This is a genomic window from Leclercia sp. UBA7405, assembly GCF_037152215.1.
GTDB lineage: Bacteria > Pseudomonadota > Gammaproteobacteria > Enterobacterales > Enterobacteriaceae > Enterobacter > Enterobacter pneumoniae.
This window is the reverse complement of sequence record NZ_JBBCMR010000005.1, coordinates 144,573-167,881: the sequence shown is the minus strand read 5'-3', so window position 1 is coordinate 167,881 and position 23,309 is coordinate 144,573. Positions and strand designations below refer to the sequence as shown.

The following is a 23,309-nucleotide window of genomic DNA, read 5'->3' as shown; positions in this document are numbered from 1 at the left end:
ATCCCTGACAAATCAGGCATCTACCCACTAAGGAGTAGTTGAAGGCGTATTTGATTTACATCAATAAGTGGCTTTGCTGAATCGTTAAGGTAGGCAGTAATAGAAAAGAAATCGAGGCAAAAATGAGCAAAGTCAGACTCGCTATCATCGGTAACGGCATGGTCGGCCACCGCTTTATTGAGGATCTTCTCGATAAAGCCGAGGCTGACCAGTTCGACATTACCGTGTTCTGTGAAGAACCCCGTAAGGCGTACGACCGCGTGCACCTCTCCTCCTACTTCTCTCACCACACTGCCGAAGAGCTCTCTCTGGTGCGTGACGGCTTTTACGAGAAGCATGGCGTGAAGGTACTGGTGGGCGAGCGCGCTATCACCATTAACCGTCAGGAAAAAGTGATTCATTCCAGTGCGGGACGCACGGTTTTTTACGACAAGCTGATCATGGCGACTGGCTCCTATCCATGGATCCCGCCCATTAAAGGCTCGGAAACCCAGGATTGCTTCGTTTATCGCACCATTGAAGATCTGAACGCCATCGAGTCCTGCGCCCGCCGTAGCAAACGCGGCGCGGTCGTCGGCGGCGGTCTGCTCGGTCTGGAAGCGGCCGGTGCGCTGAAGAACTTAGGCGTTGAAACCCACGTCATCGAATTTGCCCCGATGCTGATGGCAGAACAGCTCGACCACATGGGTGGCGATCAGCTGAAACGCAAAATCGAAAGTATGGGTGTGAAGGTACACACCAGCAAGAATACCAAAGAGATCGTGCAGGAAGGCACCGAGGCGCGTAAAACGATGCGCTTCGCCGACGGCAGCGAGCTGGAAGTCGACTTTATCGTCTTCTCTACCGGTATTCGTCCTCGCGACAAACTGGCGACCCAGTGCGGCCTGGCCGTGGCCCAGCGCGGCGGGATCATGATTAACGACACCTGTCAGACCTCCGATCCGGATATCTACGCCATCGGTGAGTGTGCCAGTTGGGAGAACCACGTCTACGGTCTGGTCGCCCCTGGTTACAAAATGGCGCAGGTCGTGGCAGACCATATCCTGGGTAATGAAAATGCCTTCGCGGGCGCCGACATGAGCGCCAAGCTGAAACTGCTGGGCGTGGACGTGGGCGGCATCGGTGATGCGCATGGTCGCACTCCGAACTCTCGCAGCTACGTTTATCTCGACGAAAGCAAAGAGGTCTATAAACGCCTTATCGTTAGCCCGGATAACAAAACCCTGCTCGGTGCGGTGCTGGTGGGCGACACCAGCGACTACGGTAACCTGCTGCAACTGGTTCTGAACGGGATTGAGCTGCCGGAGAATCCGGACGCCCTGATTCTCCCGGCTCACGCCTCCAGCGGTAAGCCCTCCATTGGGGTAGATAAACTGCCGGATAGCGCGCAGATCTGCTCCTGCTTCGACGTCACCAAAGGCATGCTGGTTGCGGCCATCAACAAAGGCTGTCACACCGTTGCGGCGCTGAAAGCCGAAACCAAAGCCGGTACCGGCTGCGGGGGTTGTATCCCGCTGGTAACTCAAGTGCTGAACGCCGAGCTGGCCAAACAGGGCATCGAAGTGAATAACAACCTGTGCGAGCATTTCGCTTACTCTCGCCAGGAGCTGTATCACCTGATTCGTGTTGAAGGCATCAAATCCTTCGACGAATTACTGGAAAAACACGGCCAGGGTTATGGCTGTGAAGTGTGTAAACCGACAGTGGGCTCACTGCTGGCCTCGTGCTGGAACGACTACATCCTTAAACCGCAGCATACGCCGCTGCAGGATACCAACGACAACTTCCTGGCCAACATCCAGAAAGATGGTACCTACTCGGTGATCCCACGCTCTGCCGGCGGCGAAATCACGCCGGAAGGGCTGGTCGCGGTTGGTCGCATTGCACGTGAGTTTAACCTCTATACCAAAATCACCGGTTCTCAGCGTATCGGCCTGTTTGGTGCGCAGAAAGATGACCTGCCGGAAATCTGGCGTCAGCTGATTGAAGCCGGTTTCGAAACCGGTCACGCGTATGCTAAAGCGCTGCGTATGGCGAAAACCTGCGTAGGCAGCACCTGGTGCCGCTACGGCGTGGGCGATAGCGTGGGCTTCGGCGTTGAGCTGGAAAACCGCTACAAAGGCATCCGTACGCCACACAAAATGAAGTTTGGCGTCTCCGGCTGTACCCGTGAATGTGCGGAAGCACAGGGTAAAGACGTGGGTATCATTGCTACCGAGAAGGGCTGGAACCTGTACGTCTGCGGTAACGGCGGGATGAAACCACGCCATGCGGATCTGCTGGCGGCGGACATTGATCGCGAAACGCTGATCAAATACCTCGACCGCTTCATGATGTTCTACATCCGCACTGCGGACAAACTGACCCGTACCGCCCCGTGGTTAGATAATCTGGAAGGCGGCATCGACTACCTGAAGTCGGTCATTATTGACGACAAACTGGGTCTGAACGCACACCTGGAAGAAGAGATGGCCCGCCTGCGCGACGCGGTGATTTGCGAGTGGACAGAAACCGTGAATACCCCGGCCGCTCAGGTTCGCTTCAAACACTTCATCAACAGCACCCAGCGCGATCCGAACGTGCAGGTTGTGCCTGAGCGCGAGCAGCACCGTCCTGCAACACCGTATGAACGCATTCCCGTCACTCTGGTGGAGGAAAACGTATGAGCCAGTGGGTAAACATCTGCAGCATTGACGCTATTCTGCCTGCAACCGGCGTATGTGCGCTTTTAGGTAACGAGCAGGTCGCCATTTTCCGTCCACGTCACGATGAACAGGTTTTTGCCATCAGCAATATCGACCCGTTCTTCGAGTCCAGCGTGCTCTCCCGCGGCCTGATTGCTGAACACCAGGGTGAACTGTGGGTTGCCAGTCCGCTGAAAAAACAGCGTTTCCGTCTGAGCGACGGGCTCTGTATGGAAGATGAAGGCCACTCCGTGAAGCACTATGACGTCCGGGTGAAGGATGGGCAGGTGCAACTGCGCGGTTAAACACTTATTGGGAGGCGCAACGCCTCCTTTTTTTACATTTTTCTTTTTATTTTCAGGATAATCAAACCATGTTCACAGACACTATTAACAAGTGTGCGGCTAACGCTGCGCGCATCGCGCGGCTCAGCACGAATAATCCCCTCGGTTTTTGGGTCAGCTCAGCGATGGCGGGTGCCTACGTTGGTCTGGGCATCATCTTGATCTTCACCCTCGGCAATCTGCTGGAGCCCTCTGTCCGTCCGCTGGTGATGGGCGCAACCTTTGGTATCGCGTTAACCCTGGTCATCATCGCCGGATCGGAGCTCTTCACGGGCCATACCATGTTCCTGACGCTGGGCGTTAAAGCGGGCACCATTACCCAGGGCCAGATGTGGGCCATCCTGCCGCAAACCTGGATGGGTAACCTGCTGGGCTCGGTCTTCGTCGCGCTGCTGTATAGCTGGGGCGGCGGAAGCCTGCTGCCTGTGGATACCAGCATCGTTCACTCCGTAGCGCTGGCGAAGACGACTCAGCCAGCTATGGCTCTGTTCTTCAAGGGCGCGCTCTGTAACTGGCTGGTATGCCTGGCAATATGGATGGCAATCCGTACCGAAGGCGCGGCCAGGTTTATCGCTATCTGGTGGTGCCTGCTGGCGTTCATCGCCTCCGGCTACGAGCACTCCGTGGCAAACATGACCCTCTTCGCCCTCTCCTGGTTTGGACACCATAGCGAAGCTTTCACCCTTTCGGGTATCGGCCATAACCTGTTGTGGGTAACCCTGGGCAATACCCTTTCAGGTGCAGTATTTATGGGCTTAGGTTACTGGTATGCTACCCCTAAAGCGGAGCGTCCGACTCCGGCCAACATCGCAACAGCACCGGCGAAAGCCCATTCTTAAGAGGTAATGTCGTGGATCACCTGCCAATATTTTGTCAATTACGCAACCGCGACTGCCTGCTGGTGGGCGGTGGTGATGTCGCCGAACGCAAAGCACGTCTGCTGCTAGAGGCAGGTGCACGACTGACCGTCAATGCCCTCGCGTTCGCGCCGCAGTTTGATGTCTGGGCGAAGGAAGGGATGCTCACCCTTGCGCCTGGCGAGTTTGATGAATCCCTGCTTGATACCTGCTGGCTGACCATCGCAGCCACGGACAATGATGACGTGAACCAGCGCGTCAGCGATGCCTGCGAAGTTCGCCGCATCTTCTGCAACGTGGTGGATGCGCCGAAAGAGGCGAGCTTTATCATGCCCTCCATCATCGACCGTTCGCCGCTGATGATTGCGGTGTCATCCGGGGGACGTTCGCCCGTTCTGGCTCGCCTGTTACGGGAAAAGCTGGAGGCCCTGCTGCCCCAGCACCTCGGGCAGATTGCACACTACGCCGGGCAACTTCGCTCCCGCGTGAAGCAAACCTTCCAGACCGTTGGGGAGCGCCGCCGCTTCTGGGAAAAATTCTTTGTTAACGACAGGCTGGCGCAGTCGCTGGCGAATCAGGATCAGAAGGCCATTGAAGAGACGACAGCGCAACTGCTGAGCGAGCCGCTGGATCATCGCGGTGAAGTGGTGCTGGTTGGCGCAGGCCCGGGTGATGCAGGCTTGCTGACGTTGAAGGGGCTGCAGCAGATCCAGCAGGCAGATATCGTGGTTTACGATCGCCTCGTATCGGACGACATCATGAATCTGGTGCGACGCGATGCGGATCGCGTGTTCGTGGGCAAACGCGCAGGTTACCACTGCGTACCGCAGGAGGAGATTAATCAGATCCTGCTGCGCGAGGCGCAGAAAGGTAAACGCGTGGTGCGTCTCAAGGGGGGCGATCCCTTTATCTTTGGCCGCGGTGGCGAAGAGCTGGAAACCCTCTGCGAAGCGGGCATTCCCTTCTCCGTGGTGCCCGGTATTACGGCAGCTTCTGGCTGTTCGGCTTACTCCGGTATTCCGCTGACCCACCGTGATTACGCCCAGAGCGTACGTCTGGTAACGGGGCACCTGAAAACCGGCAGCGAACTGGACTGGCACAACCTGGCGGCTGAAAAACAGACGCTGGTGTTCTATATGGGGCTGAACCAGGCCGCCACGATTCAGGCGAAACTGCTGGAGCAGGGTATGGATGCAGAGATGCCCGTCGCGCTGGTGGAAAACGGCACCGCCGTTACGCAGCGGGTGGTGAACGGCGTTCTGACGCAGCTGGGTGAACTGGCACAACAGGTTGAAAGCCCGGCGTTGATTGTGGTTGGCCGGGTGGTGGAACTTCGCAACAAGCTCAACTGGTTCTCAAATCACTAACGGGCAGGCATAAAAAAACCGGGGCCATCCCCGGTTTTTTTTCACTGAGACTTCGCCGTATTTACGGTTTTGCCACAAAACCAATCGCTTCGTAGACCGCTTTCAGGGTTTCAGACGCTCGAGCACTGGCTTTTTCCGCTCCGTCTTTCATCACCTTCTGCAGGAAAGCTTCGTCGTTACGGAAACGGTGATAACGCTCCTGCAGGTCAATCAGCATACCGGACACCGCATCAGCAACTTCGCCTTTCAGGTGGCCATACATCTTACCTTCGAAGTGCTGCTCCAGCTCCGGAATACTCTGGCCGGTCACGCCGGAGAGGATATCCAGCAGGTTAGAGACACCCGCTTTGTTCTGCACGTCGTAACGTACCACTGGCGGCTCATCAGAGTCGGTCACGGCACGTTTCAGTTTTTTCACCACCGCTTTTGGATCTTCCAGCAGGCCGATAACGTTGTTGCGGTTATCGTCAGACTTGGACATCTTTTTGGTCGGCTCCAGCAGAGACATTACGCGCGCGCCGGATTTCGGAATGAACGGCTCCGGAACTTTGAAGATCTCGCCGTAGATGGCGTTAAAGCGCTGGGCGATATCGCGGCTCAGCTCCAGGTGCTGTTTCTGGTCTTCGCCAACCGGAACCTGATTGGTCTGATACAGCAGAATATCTGCAGCCATCAGCACTGGGTAATCGAACAGACCGGCGTTAATGTTTTCGGCATAGCGGGAAGATTTATCTTTGAACTGAGTCATACGGCTCAGCTCACCGAAATAGGTGTAGCAGTTCAACGCCCAACCCAACTGCGCATGCTCCGGCACGTGAGACTGAACGAAAATGGTGCTTTTCTCAGGATCGATACCGCAGGCCAGATAGAGGGCAAGCGTATCCAGCGTGGCTTTACGCAGCTGCTGTGGGTCCTGACGCACGGTGATCGCGTGCTGGTCAACGATGCAGTAAATGCAGTGATAGTCATCCTGCATGTTTACCCACTGACGCAGCGCACCCATGTAGTTGCCAATGGTCAGTTCACCTGAGGGCTGTGCGCCACTAAAAACGATGGGCTTAGTCATTTTTCAATTCCTGATTTTCACTGTGCGGGAGCCCGAGTGCGGGCAGTAAATCTTTAAAGTGGTCGAAGACGTAATCCGGCTCACTGAGAGTAATGGCTTCACCGTAGTTGTAGCCATAGGTCAGGCCAACGGAGGGGCTCCCCGCGGCTTTCGCAGCCAGAATATCATTGCGGGAATCGCCCACAAAGAGCAGCGCTTCCGGCGATAAGGATAATTTTCCCGCCACCAGCAACAGCGGCTCCGGGTGTGGTTTTTTGTTCTGTACGTCGTCGCCGCCAACAATCACTGAGAAATAGTGGGCGATATTCAGCGCTTCCAGCAGTGGGGCAACAAAGGGGGTCGGCTTATTGGTCACCAGCCCCAGCGGCAAGCCTTTGGCATGCAGCGCACTCAGCGTGGCCTCAACGTCCGGGAACAGGAAGCTGCCCTCTTCAACCGTCTCTTCATAGAAACGGTCAAACAGTTTGCGCAGGATACGTACCTGCTCTTCCTGAGGGATATCCGCATGGTCAACGCCCGGTTTGCCCTGTGCGGCGCGCTGAATGGCGCGCTCCTGGCGCGCCCAGCTTAATGCGCGCTCCATTAGCACATCGGCACCGTTGCCGATCCAGGTAATGACCCGCTCTTCGCCCGCAACGGGCAGCTCCAGTGCATATAACGCCTGGTCGACTGCGCTGGTTAAACCCGGTGCGCTATCCACCAGCGTACCGTCGAGGTCAAAGGCTACACCCCGAATTGCCTGCAATTTATTCATGACTTACCTTTGCCAGTTCGCTGCGCATTTCATCAATCACTTTGCGGTAGTCCGGCTGATCGAAGATGGCAGAACCGGCGACAAACATATCCGCACCTGCCGCTGCGATTTCACCAATATTATTGACCTTCACTCCCCCGTCCACTTCAAGACGAATGTCGTAGCCGGATTCGTCGATACGGCGGCGGACTTCACGCAGCTTATCCAGCGTTTGAGGAATAAAGGATTGACCACCAAAGCCCGGGTTGACGGACATCAGCAGAATGACATCCAGCTTATCCATTACGTAATCCAGGTAGCTCAGCGGCGTGGCCGGGTTGAACACCAGTCCGGCTTTACAACCGTGCTCTTTAATCAGCTGCAAGGTGCGGTCTACGTGCTCGGAGGCTTCCGGATGGAAAGTAATGATGCTGGCACCCGCGGCGGCAAAATCCGGCACGATGCGATCAACCGGCTTGACCATCAGATGTACGTCAATCGGCACGGTGATACCGTAACTGCGCAGCGCCTTCAGCACCATCGGGCCGATGGTAAGATTCGGCACATAGTGGTTATCCATCACGTCGAAATGAACCACATCCGCGCCGGCAGCCAGCGCCTTCGCGGTATCTTCACCCAGGCGGGCGAAATCGGCCGACAGAATTGAGGGAGCAATCAAATACTGTTTCATCCGCATCTCCTTGAAAAGTTTATAGCGGCGGGCGAAACGGCTCAGGGTCGATAGAGAGCCAGCAGTTCGTCCACCTTTTTACGTGTGCCGCCGTTGCTGCTGATGCTACGGCGCACCTTCACCTGATAATGCTTCGCGGCTTTGTACCATTCGCGCGTATCAGGCGTGTCATGATTCGAAATTAACACCGGTATTCTTTTGCTGACCAGCTTTTCCGCCATCTCCGCCAGACGCGCCTGCTCGGCAGGGCTGAAGCTGTTGGTGTGATAGGCGGTAAAATTCGCTGTGGCAGACAGGGGGGCGTAAGGGGGGTCACAGTAGACCACCGAGTTTGCATCAGCACGATCCATACACTCCTCATACGAGAGGCAGTGGAACTCTGCATTCTGCGCTTTTTCGGCGAAGTGATACAACTCGGCCTGCGGGAAATAGGGGCGCTTATAACGGCCAAATGGCACGTTAAATTCGCCGCGCAGGTTATAGCGGCACAGGCCGTTGTAGCCATGGCGGTTGAGATAGAGGAACAACAGCGCACGGCGGAACGGCTCCTGGCTCTGATTAAATTCAGTGCGGAACTGGTAGTAAACGTCCGGATGATTATGCTCAGGCGTAAACAGCTTACGGGCCTCATCAACGAACTCGTCTGTCCGCTCTTTAACGATGTTATAGAGGCTGATCAGGTCGCTGTTGATATCCGCCAGGATGTAACGAGAAAAATCGGTATTGAGAAATACCGACCCGGCCCCGACAAAGGGCTCGATAAGGCACTCGCCTTTCGGCAGGTGTTTTTTAATATCATCAAGCAGGGGGTATTTCCCCCCTGCCCATTTCAGAAAAGCGCGATTTTTTTTCATGCTGACTAACTGATTACACCTTCTCCGGCTGTGGAGAAAGCTCCGACAGCATCCTGCGCTTCACAGATTATTTCAAATCGGACTGAACCTGACGGATAGGTTTAGCCCATGGGTTTTTCGCCTGAACGTCCGCTGGCAGCGAGGAAACAGCGCGTTTCGCCTCATCTTTAGAAGCATAAACACCGCTTACCAGCACGTACCATGGCTGACCGTTACGCGTGGTTTGATAGACCACATAGTTTTTCAGGTTCGACTTTTTAGCCCAACCGTTCAGGTTGTCATAGTTCGATGAACTGCTCAGCTGCAACGTATAGTTGCTGGAGGGTGCAGATTTCAGCGAACTGACGTTGCCAGTGGTTTTACCCGCGCTGCTGGTTGCAGTGGCTGTCGCTGCAGGAGCGGCAGGTGCCGTTGCGGTCGCCTTCGGCGCAGACGGCGCTGCTGTGGTCGGCGCTTTTACCGGTGCGCTGGTCACGGTTTCGCTGTGCTTAGGCTGCGCGGCTGGTTTTGGCTCTGCGGCTTTGGCTACGGGCTGTGGTTTGGTTTCACGCTTCGGCTCGATAACCGTCTGCTTGCGTTCCTGACGCGGTGCAGTCTGGGTCTGGCGAGGCGTTGATTCGGTCGCGGCGGTTTGCTGGCCATTCGCACCACGAATTGGCGCAACAGTGGCCGGTTCCGTCGGCAGCGTAGAACTGACAACGTTGTTAACCTGCGTCTGGCCCTGCGGCTGAGTCAGCGCATTATTCAAATCGCCCTGAACTTCTACACGCTGCTGGCCCTCAGGCGCGGCGGCTGCCTCACCCTGAGTCGGTGTGGAAGAGACTGGCGGCAGAGAGATCTCTTGCTGAGTATTGCCAGCAGTCTGCTCTGCAGAGGTCGTGCCCGGGGCTGGCTGAGTGCCATTAGCTTGATCGGCGGCGTTACCGGAAAGATCAATACTCTTTTCCGTATTTGCGCTTTGGTTAGCCGACGGGGTAGAAGGTGCTTTGAGTGCGGAACCGACGCCAATAATCAACAGCAGCAGAACCAGCACACCCAGCCCCATCATCACATACTGGCGGGAGGCGGGCTTAGCGGCGGCTTTTTTACGTTTACGCGGGCGACGCTCTACGGGCGCTTCGTCCATTGAATCATCTTCGGACTCATACTCTTCTTCACGCTCATCGCGTGCCGTGCGGCCTCGCGACGGACGGCGGTCGTCACCATCAAGATCAACGTCATCAAAATTAATCTGCGGCTCGTTATCACGTTCTGAAGATTGACGAGTACGACCAGTACGACGATCGCTGGGATCGGGTTTCAGATCGTCTTCTGGTTTGAATTCATCCATTTAACACCCCACTCAACGGCTCATGCTTACAACGCTGCATATCACCTGAAGCAAAATGGCTACGTTTTACGGTAGCCGGACCTTTCTAGTTGTTACGCTTGCTGGCAATCAGCAATAGCGCCAAGAACGACATCGTGCGGCACTCCGCCGCGTACTTCACTCTTTCCTATTGCCAGCGGAAGCACCAGACGCATCTCGCCAGCCAATACTTTTTTGTCGCGCATCATATGAGGCAGGTAAGCCTGCGCCGACATCTCCTGCGGGCCGCTTACTGGCAAGCCAGCGCGCTTGAGCAGGGTAATGATGCGTTGCGTCTCGTCGGGGGTAAACTGTCCCAGGCGTTCAGAAGTGCGGGCCGCCATAACCATGCCCGCAGCAACCGCCTCGCCGTGCAGCCAGTTGCCGTAGCCCATTTCAGCCTCAATAGCGTGACCGTAAGTGTGCCCCAGATTCAGTAAAGCACGTAAGCCGGATTCGCGCTCGTCTGCGGCAACGACTTCTGCTTTCAGCTCACAGCACCGACGAATGCAGTACGCCATCGCCTGACCATCAAGACGCAACAGCGCGTCCATATTCTCTTCCAGCCAGCTAAAGAACTCACCGTCGAGAATAATGCCGTATTTGATCACTTCCGCCAGGCCAGAGGCTAACTCACGCGCAGGCAAGGTTTGCAGACAGTCGAGATCCACCACCACCGAAGCGGGCTGGTAGAACGCGCCAATCATGTTTTTGCCAAGCGGGTGGTTAACGGCCGTTTTGCCGCCCACGGAGGAGTCCACCTGCGAAAGCAGTGTGGTAGGAACCTGAATAAAGCGCACACCGCGCTGATAACTTGCCGCAGCGAAACCGGTTAGATCGCCAACAACGCCGCCCCCAAGGGCAACCAGCGTCGTATCGCGACCATGCGGTTTTTGCAGCAGCGCGGTGAAGACGGTATCAAGAACCGCCAGGCTTTTAAATTGTTCGCCATCCGGCAGGATGACGCTGTCGACTTTCACACCCGCCTTTTCAAGAAGAAGGCGGATTTTTTCGAGATAAAGCGGCGCCAGCGTCTCATTGGTGACCAGCATCACCTGATCGCCCGCTTTCAGTGGCAAAAAGGAAGCTGGATCGTTAAACAAGCCAGCCGCGATGGTGATGGGGTAACTACGTTCCCCGAGAGTGACGGTAATCCTCTCCATGACGCGACATCCACCTTAAATGCTTATACCCGCAGGCGAGTGTGTATTAAGCCAGAATCAGTTGCTTTCCAGCATATGAATAATCTGGTTTGCGACCACTTTAGCGCTCTGATCGTCCGTGCGAATGGTGACGTCAGCAATCTCTTCGTACAGCGGATTGCGTTCACCTGCAAGGGCTTCCAGAACTTCGCGCGGAGGCGTTTCAACCTGCAGTAATGGGCGCTTTTTATCGCGCTGCGTACGTGCCAGCTGTTTTTCGATGGTCGTCTCGAGATAAACCACGACACCACGGGCGGAGAGACGGTTACGGGTCTCGCGTGATTTTACAGAGCCGCCGCCAGTTGCCAGCACGATGCCCTGTTTTTCCGTAAGTTCATTAATAACTTTTTCTTCACGGTCACGGAAACCTTCTTCGCCTTCTACATCGAAGACCCAGCCCACATCAGCTCCGGTTCGTTTCTCAATCTCTTGATCAGAATCGTAAAATTCCATATTGAGTTGTTGAGCTAACTGGCGCCCAATAGTGCTTTTGCCGGCACCCATAGGCCCAACCAGAAAGATATTGCGTTTCTCTGCCATTTTTTCGGTACTACTAAGACTATTCGTTAATGGTAAACCCGCTTCGCCGACACCTGGCGTAACAGGGCATGAACTGAAACCTCATATGCGATAGAGCGAGAGTCAGACTAAAAATTATCTCAGTACTCCCGGTTGTTTGGCAACAGAATAAATCACCGGACCAGAAGCTTAAGGCGTAAAGGCGCATGACCAGACAAGCTGACACTCAAATCGGTACTCCTTGTATGCTAATTCATGCCCCACGTCAAACATCTGCAACAAACTGAATGCAAAATCACTACGGGGATCGTTACCTGTTAGCGCGTCGTCACCAGACGAGGCGTAATAAAAACCACCAGCTCCCGGCGCTCTCTCTCTTTTCCGTCATGGCGAAATAGCTGCCCTAACAACGGAAGCCCTCCCAGCCCCGGAACCCGTTGACTGCCGGTTTTATGCTTCTGCGAAAAAATGCCGCCTAGCGCCAGCGTTTCACCGCTTTTGACTTCGACCTGGGTTTCAATCTCTTGCTTATCGATCGCCAGCGTTTCCCCCTCCGCCTGTTGCAATACCTGGCCTGGGGTATTTTCGCTGATCCGCAGTTTTAAACGCACGCGTCCGTTGGCCAGTACCACGGGCGTCACCTCCATCCCCAGCACCGCCTCTTTAAATTCTACCGAGGTGGCACCGCTCTCTCCGCTGGAGACCTGATACGGGATCTCACTGCCCTGTTTGATGCTGGCAGGCTGCATATGCGAGGCCAATAGTCGTGGGCTGGCAATGATCTCCAGCTGCTGTTTCTGCTCCAGCGCAGAGAGCTCAATATCCAGCAGCCGACCATTAATCCGCCCGATATTGAATCCCAGCCGCCCGGTAGCATTGGCGACCGCCAGCTCGCTGTTCAGCGTGGTGAGCTGGCCGGGTTTACCCGCCTGCTGCGCTTCCGCCAGGTTCCACTTTACCCCCAGCTCACGCAGGCTCTTTTCGCTGATGGTGACAATATGCGCGGCCAGTTCAACCTGTGCCACGGGCAGATCCATCTGCTCAACCCAGCGCGATATTGACTCTAGGACTGCCCGGCTATCACGAACCAGCAGCCGGTTGGTGCGTTTGTCCACCGCCAGCGTCCCCCTGGCACTGAGCAGTTTCTCCGCCGCAGCCTGCAGATCGCTGGCATCCGCATAGGAGAGGGGGATGCTACGCGCTTCCAGCGGAGCGTTCTGGGCCCTTTTATTGCGCTCAGCCTCCTTGCCCGCCTGCTGTTGTTGCTGCCATACAGCGGTATGAACGAAATAAATGCCGTTCTCTTCCCGCAGTACCAGCCCGGCGCTGTTCACCACCGTCTGGATTGCCTGGCGCCACGGCACGTCCGTCAGCCGTAGGGATACCTTGCCCGCCACCTCGGGAGAGATGATCAGATTGCGGTTTTCCTGCTCGGCCAGCGCTTGCAGGACCTGCGCGACGGGTACCTCGTCCACCACCAGGCTGATGGTTGTGGGCTTAGCCATCAGCGGCGGCGTGCAGATCAGTAATAGCGCGACGATCCCTGTTCTCATTTTTTGTTGTTCCTTCTCGTGGCCATCGCCAGTGCTGCGGTTCACACGCAGCTAAGGTATCGATGACGAGTTCTTTCTCATTAAATGCCAGCACTCGCCAGCCGGTGGGCAGCGTTTCACCGTCCCGCACGCGAAGCCAGCGGCCATTCGCATCCCGTATAATGCCGAGCGGCCTCTTTCCACTCACTACCCCTGAATAGCGCCATTCGCCCGTTTTGCCGTTGGGGCAGTTCGACAGCGGCGGCTGAAACGGGTCGCGCATGCCCAGCAACAGGGGCAGGCTGATAAGCAGCCACCCTATCCTCCTACCCCGCATTCTGGCGCTCCAGTTGCAAAACCACCTGTAAACTTTGCTGCTCTGGCGCAACGCTAAAGCTCGCCACCGTCACATCACGCTGGGCCAGCAAGCTGAAGAGCGCGGGGATCGCTGCCCAGGCGGCATCCAGGACCAGTTCCCCACCTGCCGCAGCCGGTTGCCAGCGCACCAGACGCAGGCCATTGACGTTGAACGCCAGCGGGGTAAAAGGCTGAGCGGGAGAGTTGATTGCCTCAGCCGGAGGCGGAAAGAGTTTTCTCGCCGCAGACCACATAGCACGGTGAGAAGCCGCTTCACGTTGTCGCTGCGCCTCCAGCGAAATGAGCTGTTGTTGGGCTGGGCGGTAAAACGAGAGCCACCACCCCAATAGCAACAACAGGGAACTGGCCAGCCAGACGGCGCATCGCCCGCGCGGCGTAAGCGCGTACCAGCGCTCAAAGGGGACCGGCATCATTCGCCTCCCGCTTACTCAGGGCGTAGCTAAACTGCCAGCGTCCCTGCGCATCCTGTCGCATCTCGCCTGCGGGCTTGAGCAGGAAACCGGGAAATGCCGCAAGCGCGCGCTCCAGCCGGTTCAGGGCGCCTGGCGTGGAGGTGAAACCGGTCAGGTAGAGCGTGGATTGCTGAAAGCGCAGACGGGTAAGCCATGCCTGCGCGGGCAGAGTTTCTGAAAGGGTGATGAGCACCTGCTGCCAGTCGCGAGTGGCGGCTTTTTGCTGCTCCCAGCGTTGCCGCTGCTGGCGCTGATTCTGCATCGCCAGCCACTGTTTTTTGCGCTGTTCGAGCGCCTGCTTTAGCGTCAGGTTGCTGTCGCGCCACTGCTGGGATGCTGGCAAAGAAGCGAAATGGCTGGCCCGTCCGCTCAGGTACAGCGACAGGACCAGAAACAGTGAACCGGTAAACAGCAGTCCCCAGAAGCGCACACAGTGGCGCTGCCGGCTCTGGCGCCAGGGCAGTAAATTGGCGGTTCTCACCGGGCGCCCTCCCCCATGGCCAGCGCCAGCGCTACGCTAAATTCTCCACCATTTTCTGGTAGCGGAGGCTGGCAATAAGAGAGCGTTGCCCAGGGGTCGAAGCTATCGCTACCACAGCAGACGATCTCCTCTGGCTGCAGCGCCAGCAGGGCCGCCAGCCGATCTGGCGTCTGCGCCTCGGCCAGCGTTCGCCGCCCCCACTGGTGGCGCATCGCCCATAGCCATTGATCCTTGTCGCGCCAGGCGATGCACTGGGCCGGCAAGCTGAGCCAGGGAAGAAAATGCGCCAGCGCACCTGCATCGGGGGTAATGGTTGTCAGCCGCAGCCGTAACGCCACTGCCAGATCCAGTAGCGTCGCAATCTCTCTGTTTTGCGCCGCAGTGACGTGAAAAGCGTGGCTGAAGGTGTCTTCGGTGTAGTCGAAGCGTAGCGCATCGGGAGCCATCTCCAGTTCACGACTGATGGCTGTGTGAATCCAGTCCACCTGCTCGTTTTCACGCAGGGTCATTTCCGGGCGCGGCAGGGTGCGCTGCAGGGTACGGGAAGCAGGGAACGCGAGGAAAATCTGATGCTGCTGAGGTAGCAGCCTACGCCACTCCCCCAGCGCGGTTACCAGCTGTTGGGGTTGCAAAATTTGCCCGTCGCGGATGATGCCAGGCACCAGCGGGATCTGCCACCAGCGGCGTAAACCCCAGCCCGCCTTCTCCTTGACCAGTGCGACGGCAAGCACCTTATCCTGTTGAATATGCAGGCCTGTTCGCCATGTTTTGAACGCCATGTTTCACGATCTCCTTATCACCGCCGGGGATGACGGCTATATCAATGATCCAGGCTTGCCTTTATACTACCGCGCGATTGTTTAGAAACTGCCCAGGTCCAACTAAATGGGAAATCTCCGGTGAAGTTCGTAAAGTATTTATTGATCCTTGCAGTCTGTTGCATTCTGCTTGGAGCAGGCTCGATTATTGGTTTGTACAAATATGTAGAGCCCCAGCTACCTGATGTTGCCACGCTGCGCGATGTGCGACTCCAAATCCCCATGCAGGTCTATAGCGCTGATGGCGAGCTCATTGCTCAATACGGTGAGAAGCGCCGTATCCCGCTGACCTTAGATCAGATTCCGCCGGTGATGGTGAAAGCGTTCATCGCAACGGAAGACAGCCGTTTTTATGAGCACCATGGCGTTGACCCGGTGGGGATTTTCCGTGCCGCCAGCGTCGCGATGTTCTCAGGCCATGCGTCTCAGGGTGCAAGTACCATTACCCAGCAGCTTGCGCGTAACTTCTTCCTCAGCCCTGAAAAGACGCTGATACGAAAGATCAAAGAAGTGTTCCTGGCGATCCGCATAGAACAACTGCTGAACAAGGACGAGATCCTTGAGCTTTACCTCAATAAGATCTATCTCGGCTATCGCGCCTATGGCGTGGGGGCTGCGGCTCAGGTCTATTTTGGTAAGTCGATCGATCAATTGACGTTAAGCGAAATGGCGACCATTGCCGGCCTGCCGAAGGCGCCGTCAACCTTTAACCCGCTCTACTCGCTGGAGCGCGCAACTGCCCGTCGTAACGTGGTGCTGTCGCGTATGTTGAGCGAAGGCTATATCAGCCAGACGCAGTACGAGCAGGCGCGTAACGAGGTGATTAACGCCAACTATCACGCCCCGGAAATCGCCTTCTCGGCCCCTTATCTCACCGAGATGGTGCGTCAGGAGATGGTTTCCCGCTACGGCGAGCAGGCGTACGAAGATGGCTATCGTATATACACCACCATCACCCGCAAAGTGCAGCAGAGTGCGCAGCAGGCCGTGCGTAATAACGTCATGGATTACGATATGCGCCACGGTTACCGTGGCCCGTCGAACGTCCTGTGGAAGGTGGGTGAAGCGGCCTGGGATAGCAAAAAAATCACGGATTCCCTGAAAACGCTGCCGACGTATGGCCCGCTTATCGCCGCAGTCGTGACCAGCGCCAACCCGCAAGAGGCCACGGCGATGATGGCCGACGGCACCTCAGTGTCACTGCGTATGGAAGGGATCCGCTGGGCGCGTCCGTACCGCTCTGATACCGCACAGGGCCCAACGCCACGCAAAGTGACCGATGCCGTCCAGGCGGGCCAGCAGATCTGGATCCGCCAGGTTGGAGACAGCTGGTGGCTGGCACAGGTTCCGGACGTCAACTCTGCGCTGGTCTCAATCGATCCCCACAACGGTGCCGTGCTGGCGCTGGTAGGTGGCTTCGATTTCAACCAGAGCAAATTCAACCGTGCAACCCAGGCGCTGCGCCAGGTCGGCTCGAATATCAAGCCATTCCTCTATACTGCGGCGATGGATAAAGGATTGACGCTCGCCAGTATTCTGAACGACGTGCCGATTTCTCGCTGGGATGCCGGTGCCGGTTCCGACTGGCGTCCGAAAAACTCCCCGGCGGAATATTCCGGGCCTATTCGCCTGCGTCAGGGGCTGGGTCAGTCGAAGAACGTGGTGATGGTGCGTGCGATGCGTGCCATGGGCGTGGATTATGCCGCTGAGTACCTTCAGCGTTTCGGTTTCCCGGCACAGAACATTGTCCATACCGAATCGCTGGCGCTGGGCTCCGCCTCCTTTACGCCGCTGCAGGTGGCGCGCGGTTATGCGGTGATGGCGAACGGCGGTTTCCTTGTCGATCCGTACTTCATCAGCAAAATCGAGAACGATCAGGGCGGCGTCATTTTTGAAGCGAAGCCTAAAATTGCCTGCCCGGAGTGTGATATTCCGGTGATTTATGGCAACACGCCGAAGTCTGACGTGCTGGAAGGCAAAGATATGGAAGATGTTGCCGTGTCGCAGGAGCAGCAAAATGCCACCGTGCCAATGCCGAAGCTCGAGCAGGCTAACCAGGCGCTGGTGTCGCAGGTGGGTGCGCAGGAGTACGCTCCGCACGTCATCAACACCCCGCTCTCCTTCCTGATTAAAAGCGCGCTCAACACCAATATCTTTGGTGAGCCGGGCTGGCAGGGCACAGGCTGGCGTGCAGGACGTGATTTACAGCGTCGAGATATCGGCGGAAAAACCGGTACCACCAACAGTTCGAAAGATGCGTGGTTCTCCGGCTACGGCCCGGGGGTGGTGACCTCCGTCTGGATCGGCTTTGACGATCACCGCCGTGATTTGGGCCGTACCACTGCCTCTGGCGCCATTAAGGATCAGATCTCGGGCTACGAAGGCGGGGCGAAGAGTGCTCAGCCAGCGTGGGATGCCTATATGAAAGTGGCCCTGGACGGCGTACCGGAACAACCTCTGACCCCGCCGCCAGGCGTGATCACGGTGAATATCGACCGCAGCACCGGTCAGTTAGCGAACGGCGGCAACAGTCGTGAAGAGTTCTTTATTGAGGGCACCCAGCCAACGCAGCAGGCTGTGCACGAGGTAGGTACAACGCTAATTGATAACGGCGAAACGCACGAGCTGTTCTGACAGCCATAAAAATAGCCCGGCTCGCCGGGCTATTTTTTTATAAGCGATTACAACCGCCCCTGTCCTTTTAGCCATTCCCTCACCAGGAACAACGCACTGACGTTGCGCGCTTCATTGAAATCAGGCTCTTCCAGCAGATCCATCAGATGCGCCAGCGGCCAGTGTACCTGCGGCAGCGGCTCGGGCTCGTCGCCCTCCAGCCACTCCGGGTAGAGATCTTCTGCCAGAACAATATTCATTTTGCTTGAGAAGTAGGACGGCGCCATGCTCAGTTTTTTCAGGAACGTGAGATCCTTCGCACCAAAACCCACCTCTTCTTTCAACTCACGGTTTGCTGCCTCAAAGACAGATTCACCCGGGTCGATAAGCCCTTTCGAGAACCCCAGTTCATAAGACTCTGTACCTACCGCATATTCGCGGATCAGAATCAGATGATCGTCAATAATCGGAACAATCATTACCGCTTCGCGCGTGGACGGACGCATACGTTCATAGACGCGGCGCACGCCGTTGCTGAATTCCAGATCCACGCTTTCGACATTAAACAGACGCGACCTGGCGACAGTTTCAACATTCAGAATCGTGGGCTTTTGTAATGGTTTGCTCATATTGGGGGGTCTTTGCTGAGTGGACTCACGTCATTGTGCGATATGCCGCACGGGTTCGGCAATGTTCATCGCTCTGTATTTACATTTATGCAACTTATAGGGATTCATCCCTTATTTCAAACTGAAAGTCAAGAGGTTGAAATATGTCCAGGAATTTGCTGATATCCGCCATAGATTGCCTTTGCTATCATGACGGATCACTGGGACGCGTTTCAAATTGCTCAAGTTTGACTCCACACATGCCGATAGCCGAACACAGATTCTCATTCATTGTAAAAGGTGCAACTGATTACACCTGTAAAATAAGTAAGATGGGGAAAGCATGAGCACCATTTTGTTTTTTATCGCTGCTATGCTGGCCTGCGCAATGATTGCAGGGTGGGTGTACAGGCGTCGGGCAAAACGTCAGTATCGACTGCCCTTTTTAAATGCGTTTGCTGGCGCAGGCACGCGTAAACTCACTGCCGAAGAGCGCAGTGCCGTTGAGCAATATCTCGACGCCTTTAACCGCATTCAGCTAACGCCAGGTCCTACAGGCGCCAGCGCGGCACCGGTTTCCCTTACTCTGAATGCGCAAAGCAATACCGTGCTTTGCGTAACACGTTCTATTACCCGCTACGGCATTACCACTGACGATCCCAACAAGTGGCGTTATTACCTGGACTCTGCCGAAGTCCACCTGCCGCCGTTCTGGGAGCAGTACATCAATGATGAAAACAGCGTTGAACTGATTCAGACCGACTCCATTCCACTGGTGATTGCCCTTAACGGCCACACCATTGGTGAGTATGTGCAGGAAGCGCCTCGCTTTGCGCTGGAACATGTCAGCGCTACCCAGGCCTCTATCCGCGGTGAAGAGACCGAGCAAATCGAGTTGCTTAATATCCGACAGGAGACGCACGAAGAGTATGCCTTAAGCCGCCCGGACGGGATCCGCGAAGCGGTACTGATTGTGGCCTCTTTCCTGCTGTTCTTCTTCTGCCTGGTTACGCCAGACGTGTTTGCTCCCTGGCTGGCTGGCGGCGGTGTTCTGCTGCTGGCTGCCGGTTTATGGGGGCTTTTTGCCCCGCCAGCGAAAAATACCCTGCGTGAAATTCATTGCCTGCGCGGTACGCCAAAACGCTGGGGTCTGTTTGGCGAGACCGATCAGGACCATATCAATATTTCGCTCGGTATTATCGACCTGATTTATCCCCGTCACTGGCAGCAGTGGATTGCCCAGGACATCGGACAAAAAACCGATATTGATATCTATCTCGACAGGCACGTCGTGCGCCAGGGGCGCTATTTATCCCTGCACGATGAAGTAAAAAACTTCCCCCTCCAGCACTGGCTGCGTAGTACCGTCATTGCGGGCGGCGCCGCCATTGTGCTGGCGATGTTGTTTTTCCTGGTGCCGCTGGATATGCCGCTCAAATTCACCCTGTCATGGATTAAAGGGGCGCAAACCGTTGAGGCCACCAGCGTAAAACAGCTTGAAGAAGCAGGTATCCGCGTGGGTGACACCCTGCGTCTGAAAGGAACAGGAATGTGTAACATCCACGCGCCTGGCACCTGGACGACCCGACAGAACTCGCCGTTCACGCCGTTTGACTGCTCACAACTTATCTGGAATGACGCCCCGCCGCTGCCGCTGCCGGAGTCCGACACCGTTAACAAAGCCGTTGCGTTAACCGAGGCGCTGAGCAACCAGCTCCACCCGAAACCAGACACGAACTCTCGCGTTAGCCCGGCGCTCCGCTCGGCCATTCAGAAATCAGGCATGGTGCTGTTGGATGACTTCGGCGACATCGTGATGAAAACGCAGGATCTCTGTTCAGCGCAGGATGAGTGCGTGAGGCTAAAAAATGCGCTGGTGAATCTGGGTAACAGTAAAGACTGGGAAACGCTGGTCAAACGTGCCAGCGCCGGCCGACTGGATGGCGTGAACGTACTATTGCGCCCGGTCAGTGCGGAGTCTCTCGATAATCTGGTAGCGACCTCCACCGCGCCGTTCGTGATACGTGAAACCTCCCGTGCAGCGCAGGCGCTGAACAGCCCGGCTCCCGGTGGCTTTATCATTATCAGCGATGAAGGCACCGATCTGGTCGATCAACCCTATCCACCGGTGGCGTTGTATGACTATCCGCCTCAGGAACAGTGGGGCGAGTTCCAGCGCCTGGCGCAGATGCTGATGCAAACGCCGTTCAGCGCGGAGGGGATTGTCACCGGTATCTTTACCGATGCCAACGGCACCCGCCATGTTGATCTGCATCGTATGCCGGATAGCGCAGGGCTCTGGCGCTATATCTCCACCACCCTGCTGATGTTAGCGTTGGCTGTCTGTATTATCTGGAATGGTTTCCTGGCGCTGCGCCGCTATCAGCGCTCGCGCACTCGTCTGGATGAAATCCAGCAGTACTATGATAATTGCCTTAATCCGAAGCTCATTCCCTCTCCTGAAAGCCTGATCGGATAACGCTGCTGCGCGACAAGATGTGCTACCCTGTCGCGCATCTTTCTTCTGGCTGGAGAGTCCCCCCTCATGCACCTTGATATCACCTGGCAGGACGTTGATACCGTCCTGCTGGATATGGACGGCACGCTGCTCGACCTCGCGTTTGATAACTATTTCTGGCAAAAGCTGGTGCCCGAAACTTACGGCGCGCAGCAGGGCATCACTCCGGCAGAAGCCCAGGATTATATTCGTCAGCAGTATCATGCCGTGCAGCATACGCTAAACTGGTACTGCCTGGATTACTGGAGCGAGCGCCTCGGTCTGGATATCTGCGCGATGACCACCGCCCAGGGGGCACGCGCGATACTGCGTGAAGACACGGTTCCTTTCCTGGAGGCGTTGAAAGCGTGCGGCAAGCGACGCATCTTGCTGACGAATGCGCATCCGCATAACCTGGCCGTGAAGCTGGAACATACCGGACTGGCCTCGCACCTTGATTTATTACTTTCCACCCACACATTTGGTTATCCGAAAGAGGATCAGCGTTTGTGGCAGGCGGTGGCTGAGCAAACCGGATTGCAGCCTGAAAGAACGCTGTTCATTGACGACAGTGAGCCGATTCTGGATGCCGCCGCGCAATTTGGTATCCGTTATTGTCTGGGTGTGACCAATCCTGATTCTGGTCTGGCAGAAAAAAGCTACCTGCGCCATCCGGGACTGAACGATTATCGCCGGATGATCCCCTCACTCAGCGTGAAGGAGACGCCATGAAAGAAAAACCCTCTGATGGGGTAAGACTGGATAAATGGCTGTGGGCTGCCCGTTTTTATAAAACGCGCGCCCTGGCCCGCGAGATGGTTGACGGCGGCAAAGTGCACTACAACGGACAGCGCGCTAAGCCCAGCAAGATTGTTGAACTGAATGCCACCCTGACGCTGCGTCAGGGAAATGACGAGCGAACGGTGGTGATCAAAGCCATCACTGAACAACGTCGACCCGCGACCGAAGCTGTGTTGCTCTATGAAGAGACCGCAGAAAGCATCGAGAAACGCGAAAAAACGGCGCAGGCGCGCAAGCTGAATGCCCTGACCATGCCGCATCCCGACAGGCGACCGGACAAGAAAGAGCGCCGCAACCTGATAAAATTTAAATACGGCGAAAATGAGTAATCGTCGTTAAACGAGAGAAAACTATGGCCCAACACGACCAATTACACCGCTATCTGTTTGAGCAATTTGCTGTTCGCGGCGAGCTGGTGACTGTATCTGAAACCTGGCAGCAGATTCTGGAAAACCACAACTATCCGCTGCCAGTGAAAACCCTTCTTGGCGAGCTGCTGGTTGCCACCAGCCTGCTCACCGCCACGCTGAAGTTCGCGGGCGACATTACCGTGCAGTTGCAGGGTGACGGGCCAATGAACCTGGCCGTGATTAACGGTAATAACCAGCAGCAAATGCGCGGCGTTGCGCGCGTGCAGGGCGACATCCCGGAAGGTGCAGACCTGAAAACGCTGGTCGGCAACGGCTTCCTGGTGATCACCATCACCCCGGAAGAGGGCGAACGCTATCAGGGCGTGGTAGGTCTGGAAGGCGATACCCTGGCCGCCTGCCTGGAAGATTACTTTATGCGCTCCGAGCAGTTACCTACTCGTCTGTTTATCCGTACCGGCGAAGTAGAAGGTAAACCCGCCGCGGGCGGTATGCTGCTGCAGGTACTGCCAGCGCAGAATGCGCAGGGCGATGATTTCGAACACCTGGCCACGCTTACCGAAACCATCAAAGCGGAAGAGCTGCTGACGCTACCCGCGAATGATGTACTGTGGCGTTTGTATCACGAAGAAGAGGTCACGCTTTACGATCCACAGGATGTAGAGTTCAAGTGCACCTGTTCCCGTGAACGCTGTGCAGGCGCACTGAAAACGCTGCCGGATGAAGAGATCGACAGCATTCTGGCGGAAGACGGTGAGATCGATATGAACTGCGATTACTGCGGTTCACACTATGTCTTTAACGCCATGGATATAGCAGAAATTCGTAATAACGCCTCTCCGGCGGATCCGCAAGTTCACTAATCCTGTTATGAACTGCCCTCTCTGCAGGGCAGTTCATCTTCTTCTCGCTCCCCTTTTCCCGCGCTCCCCAGCCTGACTCATCTTTTTCTCTTCGTTTACGTTATGCGAATCACTTTCCATTCTGTAAGTATTACGTAATTTACTTTCATGTATGCGATTACATTCACATTCTTTTGGATTAAATCACCACCTCTTAACCTTTTAGGAACATTTTCTCCAACCAAAAAATGAAT

At 56.0% G+C, this 23,309-nt stretch carries 22 protein-coding genes; 9 read left to right on the top strand and 13 right to left on the bottom strand.

Features of this window, described 5'->3' with window-relative positions:
* Nucleotides 1-122: 122 nt before the first annotated feature.
* The 4 genes from nirB (at nucleotide 123) to cysG (ending at nucleotide 5,252) form a co-directional block, all read left to right on the top strand.
* Nucleotides 123-2,666, top strand: coding sequence for a nitrite reductase large subunit NirB (nirB, locus tag WFN75_RS19860; protein ID WP_040078311.1), 2,544 nt, complete (start codon nucleotides 123-125; stop codon nucleotides 2,664-2,666).
* Nucleotides 2,663-2,989, top strand: a complete 327-nt coding sequence (nirD, locus tag WFN75_RS19855) for a nitrite reductase small subunit NirD (RefSeq protein ID WP_040078310.1) — start codon at nucleotides 2,663-2,665, stop codon at nucleotides 2,987-2,989. Before nirB ends, nirD begins: the two co-directional genes overlap by 4 nt.
* A gap of 68 nt (nucleotides 2,990-3,057) precedes the next feature.
* On the top strand, nucleotides 3,058-3,867 hold the full coding sequence (gene nirC, locus WFN75_RS19850) for a nitrite transporter NirC (protein ID WP_040078309.1): 810 nt from the start codon (nucleotides 3,058-3,060) through the stop codon (nucleotides 3,865-3,867).
* 11 nt (nucleotides 3,868-3,878) lie between these two features.
* Complete coding sequence (cysG, locus tag WFN75_RS19845) at nucleotides 3,879-5,252, top strand: siroheme synthase CysG (RefSeq protein WP_286765057.1); 1,374 nt, start codon at nucleotides 3,879-3,881, stop codon at nucleotides 5,250-5,252.
* 61 nt (nucleotides 5,253-5,313) lie between these two features.
* Here cysG and trpS read toward each other — a convergent pair whose 3' ends face one another.
* From trpS to WFN75_RS19785, 12 genes are all read right to left on the bottom strand, one after another.
* Nucleotides 5,314-6,318: a tryptophan--tRNA ligase gene (trpS, locus tag WFN75_RS19840; protein ID WP_040078306.1), complete on the bottom strand. Its 1,005-nt coding sequence runs from the start codon at nucleotides 6,316-6,318 to the stop codon at nucleotides 5,314-5,316.
* A complete protein-coding gene (gene gph / locus WFN75_RS19835; RefSeq protein WP_040078305.1) occupies nucleotides 6,311-7,072 on the bottom strand; it encodes a phosphoglycolate phosphatase in 762 nt (253 codons plus the stop codon). Before gph ends, trpS begins: the two co-directional genes overlap by 8 nt.
* A complete protein-coding gene (rpe, locus tag WFN75_RS19830; protein ID WP_336996705.1) occupies nucleotides 7,065-7,742 on the bottom strand; it encodes a ribulose-phosphate 3-epimerase in 678 nt (225 codons plus the stop codon). The genes gph and rpe overlap by 8 nt, the downstream gene beginning before the upstream one ends.
* 41 nt (nucleotides 7,743-7,783) lie before the next feature.
* The gene (gene dam / locus WFN75_RS19825) at nucleotides 7,784-8,596 is read right to left on the bottom strand and encodes an adenine-specific DNA-methyltransferase (RefSeq protein WP_040078303.1); all 813 of its coding nucleotides are present in this window, start codon (nucleotides 8,594-8,596) and stop codon (nucleotides 7,784-7,786) included.
* A gap of 67 nt (nucleotides 8,597-8,663) precedes the next feature.
* Nucleotides 8,664-9,926 (bottom strand): cell division protein DamX, encoded by a 1,263-nt coding sequence (damX, locus tag WFN75_RS19820; protein WP_336996704.1) that lies wholly within the window; start codon nucleotides 9,924-9,926, stop codon nucleotides 8,664-8,666.
* A 92-nt stretch (nucleotides 9,927-10,018) separates the two neighbouring features.
* Nucleotides 10,019-11,107, bottom strand: coding sequence for a 3-dehydroquinate synthase (aroB, locus tag WFN75_RS19815; protein WP_040078301.1), 1,089 nt, complete (start codon nucleotides 11,105-11,107; stop codon nucleotides 10,019-10,021).
* A gap of 57 nt (nucleotides 11,108-11,164) precedes the next feature.
* Nucleotides 11,165-11,686, bottom strand: coding sequence for a shikimate kinase AroK (gene aroK, locus WFN75_RS19810; RefSeq protein ID WP_010436374.1), 522 nt, complete (start codon nucleotides 11,684-11,686; stop codon nucleotides 11,165-11,167).
* 296 nt (nucleotides 11,687-11,982) lie between these two features.
* Nucleotides 11,983-13,218 (bottom strand): DNA uptake porin HofQ, encoded by a 1,236-nt coding sequence (hofQ, locus tag WFN75_RS19805; protein WP_212478417.1) that lies wholly within the window; start codon nucleotides 13,216-13,218, stop codon nucleotides 11,983-11,985.
* The gene (locus WFN75_RS19800) at nucleotides 13,163-13,534 is read right to left on the bottom strand and encodes a HofP DNA utilization family protein (protein WP_212478416.1); all 372 of its coding nucleotides are present in this window, start codon (nucleotides 13,532-13,534) and stop codon (nucleotides 13,163-13,165) included. The genes hofQ and WFN75_RS19800 overlap by 56 nt, the downstream gene beginning before the upstream one ends.
* Entirely contained in the window at nucleotides 13,524-13,988 is a 465-nt protein-coding gene (locus tag WFN75_RS19795; protein WP_336996703.1) for a HofO family protein, read from the bottom strand. Before WFN75_RS19795 ends, WFN75_RS19800 begins: the two co-directional genes overlap by 11 nt.
* Nucleotides 13,969-14,508, bottom strand: a complete 540-nt coding sequence (locus tag WFN75_RS19790; protein WP_336996702.1) for a PilN domain-containing protein — start codon at nucleotides 14,506-14,508, stop codon at nucleotides 13,969-13,971. Before WFN75_RS19790 ends, WFN75_RS19795 begins: the two co-directional genes overlap by 20 nt.
* The gene (locus WFN75_RS19785) at nucleotides 14,505-15,287 is read right to left on the bottom strand and encodes a DNA utilization protein HofM (RefSeq protein WP_336996701.1); all 783 of its coding nucleotides are present in this window, start codon (nucleotides 15,285-15,287) and stop codon (nucleotides 14,505-14,507) included. Before WFN75_RS19785 ends, WFN75_RS19790 begins: the two co-directional genes overlap by 4 nt.
* Before the next feature lie 120 nt (nucleotides 15,288-15,407).
* On the opposite strand from WFN75_RS19785, the gene mrcA reads away from it, so the two are divergent.
* Complete coding sequence (gene mrcA / locus WFN75_RS19780) at nucleotides 15,408-17,960, top strand: peptidoglycan glycosyltransferase/peptidoglycan DD-transpeptidase MrcA (RefSeq protein ID WP_336996700.1); 2,553 nt, start codon at nucleotides 15,408-15,410, stop codon at nucleotides 17,958-17,960.
* Nucleotides 17,961-18,007: 47 nt separating this feature from the next.
* Here the strand turns inward: mrcA and nudE are convergent, their stop codons facing one another.
* On the bottom strand, nucleotides 18,008-18,568 hold the full coding sequence (gene nudE / locus WFN75_RS19775; RefSeq protein ID WP_263617451.1) for an ADP compounds hydrolase NudE: 561 nt from the start codon (nucleotides 18,566-18,568) through the stop codon (nucleotides 18,008-18,010).
* A 322-nt stretch (nucleotides 18,569-18,890) separates the two neighbouring features.
* Here nudE and WFN75_RS19770 point away from each other — a divergent pair, with 322 nt between their 5' ends.
* The 4 genes from WFN75_RS19770 (at nucleotide 18,891) to hslO (ending at nucleotide 23,076) form a co-directional block, all read left to right on the top strand.
* A complete protein-coding gene (locus WFN75_RS19770) occupies nucleotides 18,891-21,026 on the top strand; it encodes an intracellular growth attenuator family protein (RefSeq protein WP_046886762.1) in 2,136 nt (711 codons plus the stop codon).
* A 66-nt stretch (nucleotides 21,027-21,092) separates the two neighbouring features.
* Entirely contained in the window at nucleotides 21,093-21,776 is a 684-nt protein-coding gene (yrfG, locus tag WFN75_RS19765) for a GMP/IMP nucleotidase (protein WP_263617450.1), read from the top strand.
* On the top strand, nucleotides 21,773-22,174 hold the full coding sequence (hslR, locus tag WFN75_RS19760; RefSeq protein WP_040078288.1) for a ribosome-associated heat shock protein Hsp15: 402 nt from the start codon (nucleotides 21,773-21,775) through the stop codon (nucleotides 22,172-22,174). The genes yrfG and hslR overlap by 4 nt, the downstream gene beginning before the upstream one ends.
* 23 nt (nucleotides 22,175-22,197) lie before the next feature.
* Nucleotides 22,198-23,076 carry an Hsp33 family molecular chaperone HslO gene (gene hslO / locus WFN75_RS19755; protein ID WP_040078654.1) on the top strand — a complete coding sequence of 293 codons (879 nt, stop codon included), beginning with the start codon at nucleotides 22,198-22,200 and terminating at the stop codon, nucleotides 23,074-23,076.
* Nucleotides 23,077-23,309: the final 233 nt, after the last annotated feature.

Excerpts from the sequence above, each read along its gene's own strand:
- nirB (WP_040078311.1), top strand. The coding sequence starts at position 123 with ATGAGCAAAGTCAGACTCGCTATCATCGGTAACGGCATGGTCGGCCAC.
- nirD (WP_040078310.1), top strand. The coding sequence starts at position 2,663 with ATGAGCCAGTGGGTAAACATCTGCAGCATTGACGCTATTCTGCCTGCA.
- nirC (WP_040078309.1), top strand. The coding sequence starts at position 3,058 with ATGTTCACAGACACTATTAACAAGTGTGCGGCTAACGCTGCGCGCATC.
- trpS (WP_040078306.1), bottom strand. The coding sequence starts at position 6,318 with ATGACTAAGCCCATCGTTTTTAGTGGCGCACAGCCCTCAGGTGAACTG.
- gph (WP_040078305.1), bottom strand. The coding sequence starts at position 7,072 with ATGAATAAATTGCAGGCAATTCGGGGTGTAGCCTTTGACCTCGACGGT.
- rpe (WP_336996705.1), bottom strand. The coding sequence starts at position 7,742 with ATGAAACAGTATTTGATTGCTCCCTCAATTCTGTCGGCCGATTTCGCC.
- dam (WP_040078303.1), bottom strand. The coding sequence starts at position 8,596 with ATGAAAAAAAATCGCGCTTTTCTGAAATGGGCAGGGGGGAAATACCCC.
- damX (WP_336996704.1), bottom strand. The coding sequence starts at position 9,926 with ATGGATGAATTCAAACCAGAAGACGATCTGAAACCCGATCCCAGCGAT.
- aroB (WP_040078301.1), bottom strand. The coding sequence starts at position 11,107 with ATGGAGAGGATTACCGTCACTCTCGGGGAACGTAGTTACCCCATCACC.
- aroK (WP_010436374.1), bottom strand. The coding sequence starts at position 11,686 with ATGGCAGAGAAACGCAATATCTTTCTGGTTGGGCCTATGGGTGCCGGC.
- hofQ (WP_212478417.1), bottom strand. The coding sequence starts at position 13,218 with ATGAGAACAGGGATCGTCGCGCTATTACTGATCTGCACGCCGCCGCTG.
- WFN75_RS19800 (WP_212478416.1), bottom strand. The coding sequence starts at position 13,534 with ATGCGGGGTAGGAGGATAGGGTGGCTGCTTATCAGCCTGCCCCTGTTG.
- WFN75_RS19795 (WP_336996703.1), bottom strand. The coding sequence starts at position 13,988 with ATGATGCCGGTCCCCTTTGAGCGCTGGTACGCGCTTACGCCGCGCGGG.
- WFN75_RS19785 (WP_336996701.1), bottom strand. The coding sequence starts at position 15,287 with ATGGCGTTCAAAACATGGCGAACAGGCCTGCATATTCAACAGGATAAG.
- nudE (WP_263617451.1), bottom strand. The coding sequence starts at position 18,568 with ATGAGCAAACCATTACAAAAGCCCACGATTCTGAATGTTGAAACTGTC.
- WFN75_RS19770 (WP_046886762.1), top strand. The coding sequence starts at position 18,891 with ATGAGCACCATTTTGTTTTTTATCGCTGCTATGCTGGCCTGCGCAATG.
- yrfG (WP_263617450.1), top strand. The coding sequence starts at position 21,093 with ATGCACCTTGATATCACCTGGCAGGACGTTGATACCGTCCTGCTGGAT.
- hslR (WP_040078288.1), top strand. The coding sequence starts at position 21,773 with ATGAAAGAAAAACCCTCTGATGGGGTAAGACTGGATAAATGGCTGTGG.
- hslO (WP_040078654.1), top strand. The coding sequence starts at position 22,198 with ATGGCCCAACACGACCAATTACACCGCTATCTGTTTGAGCAATTTGCT.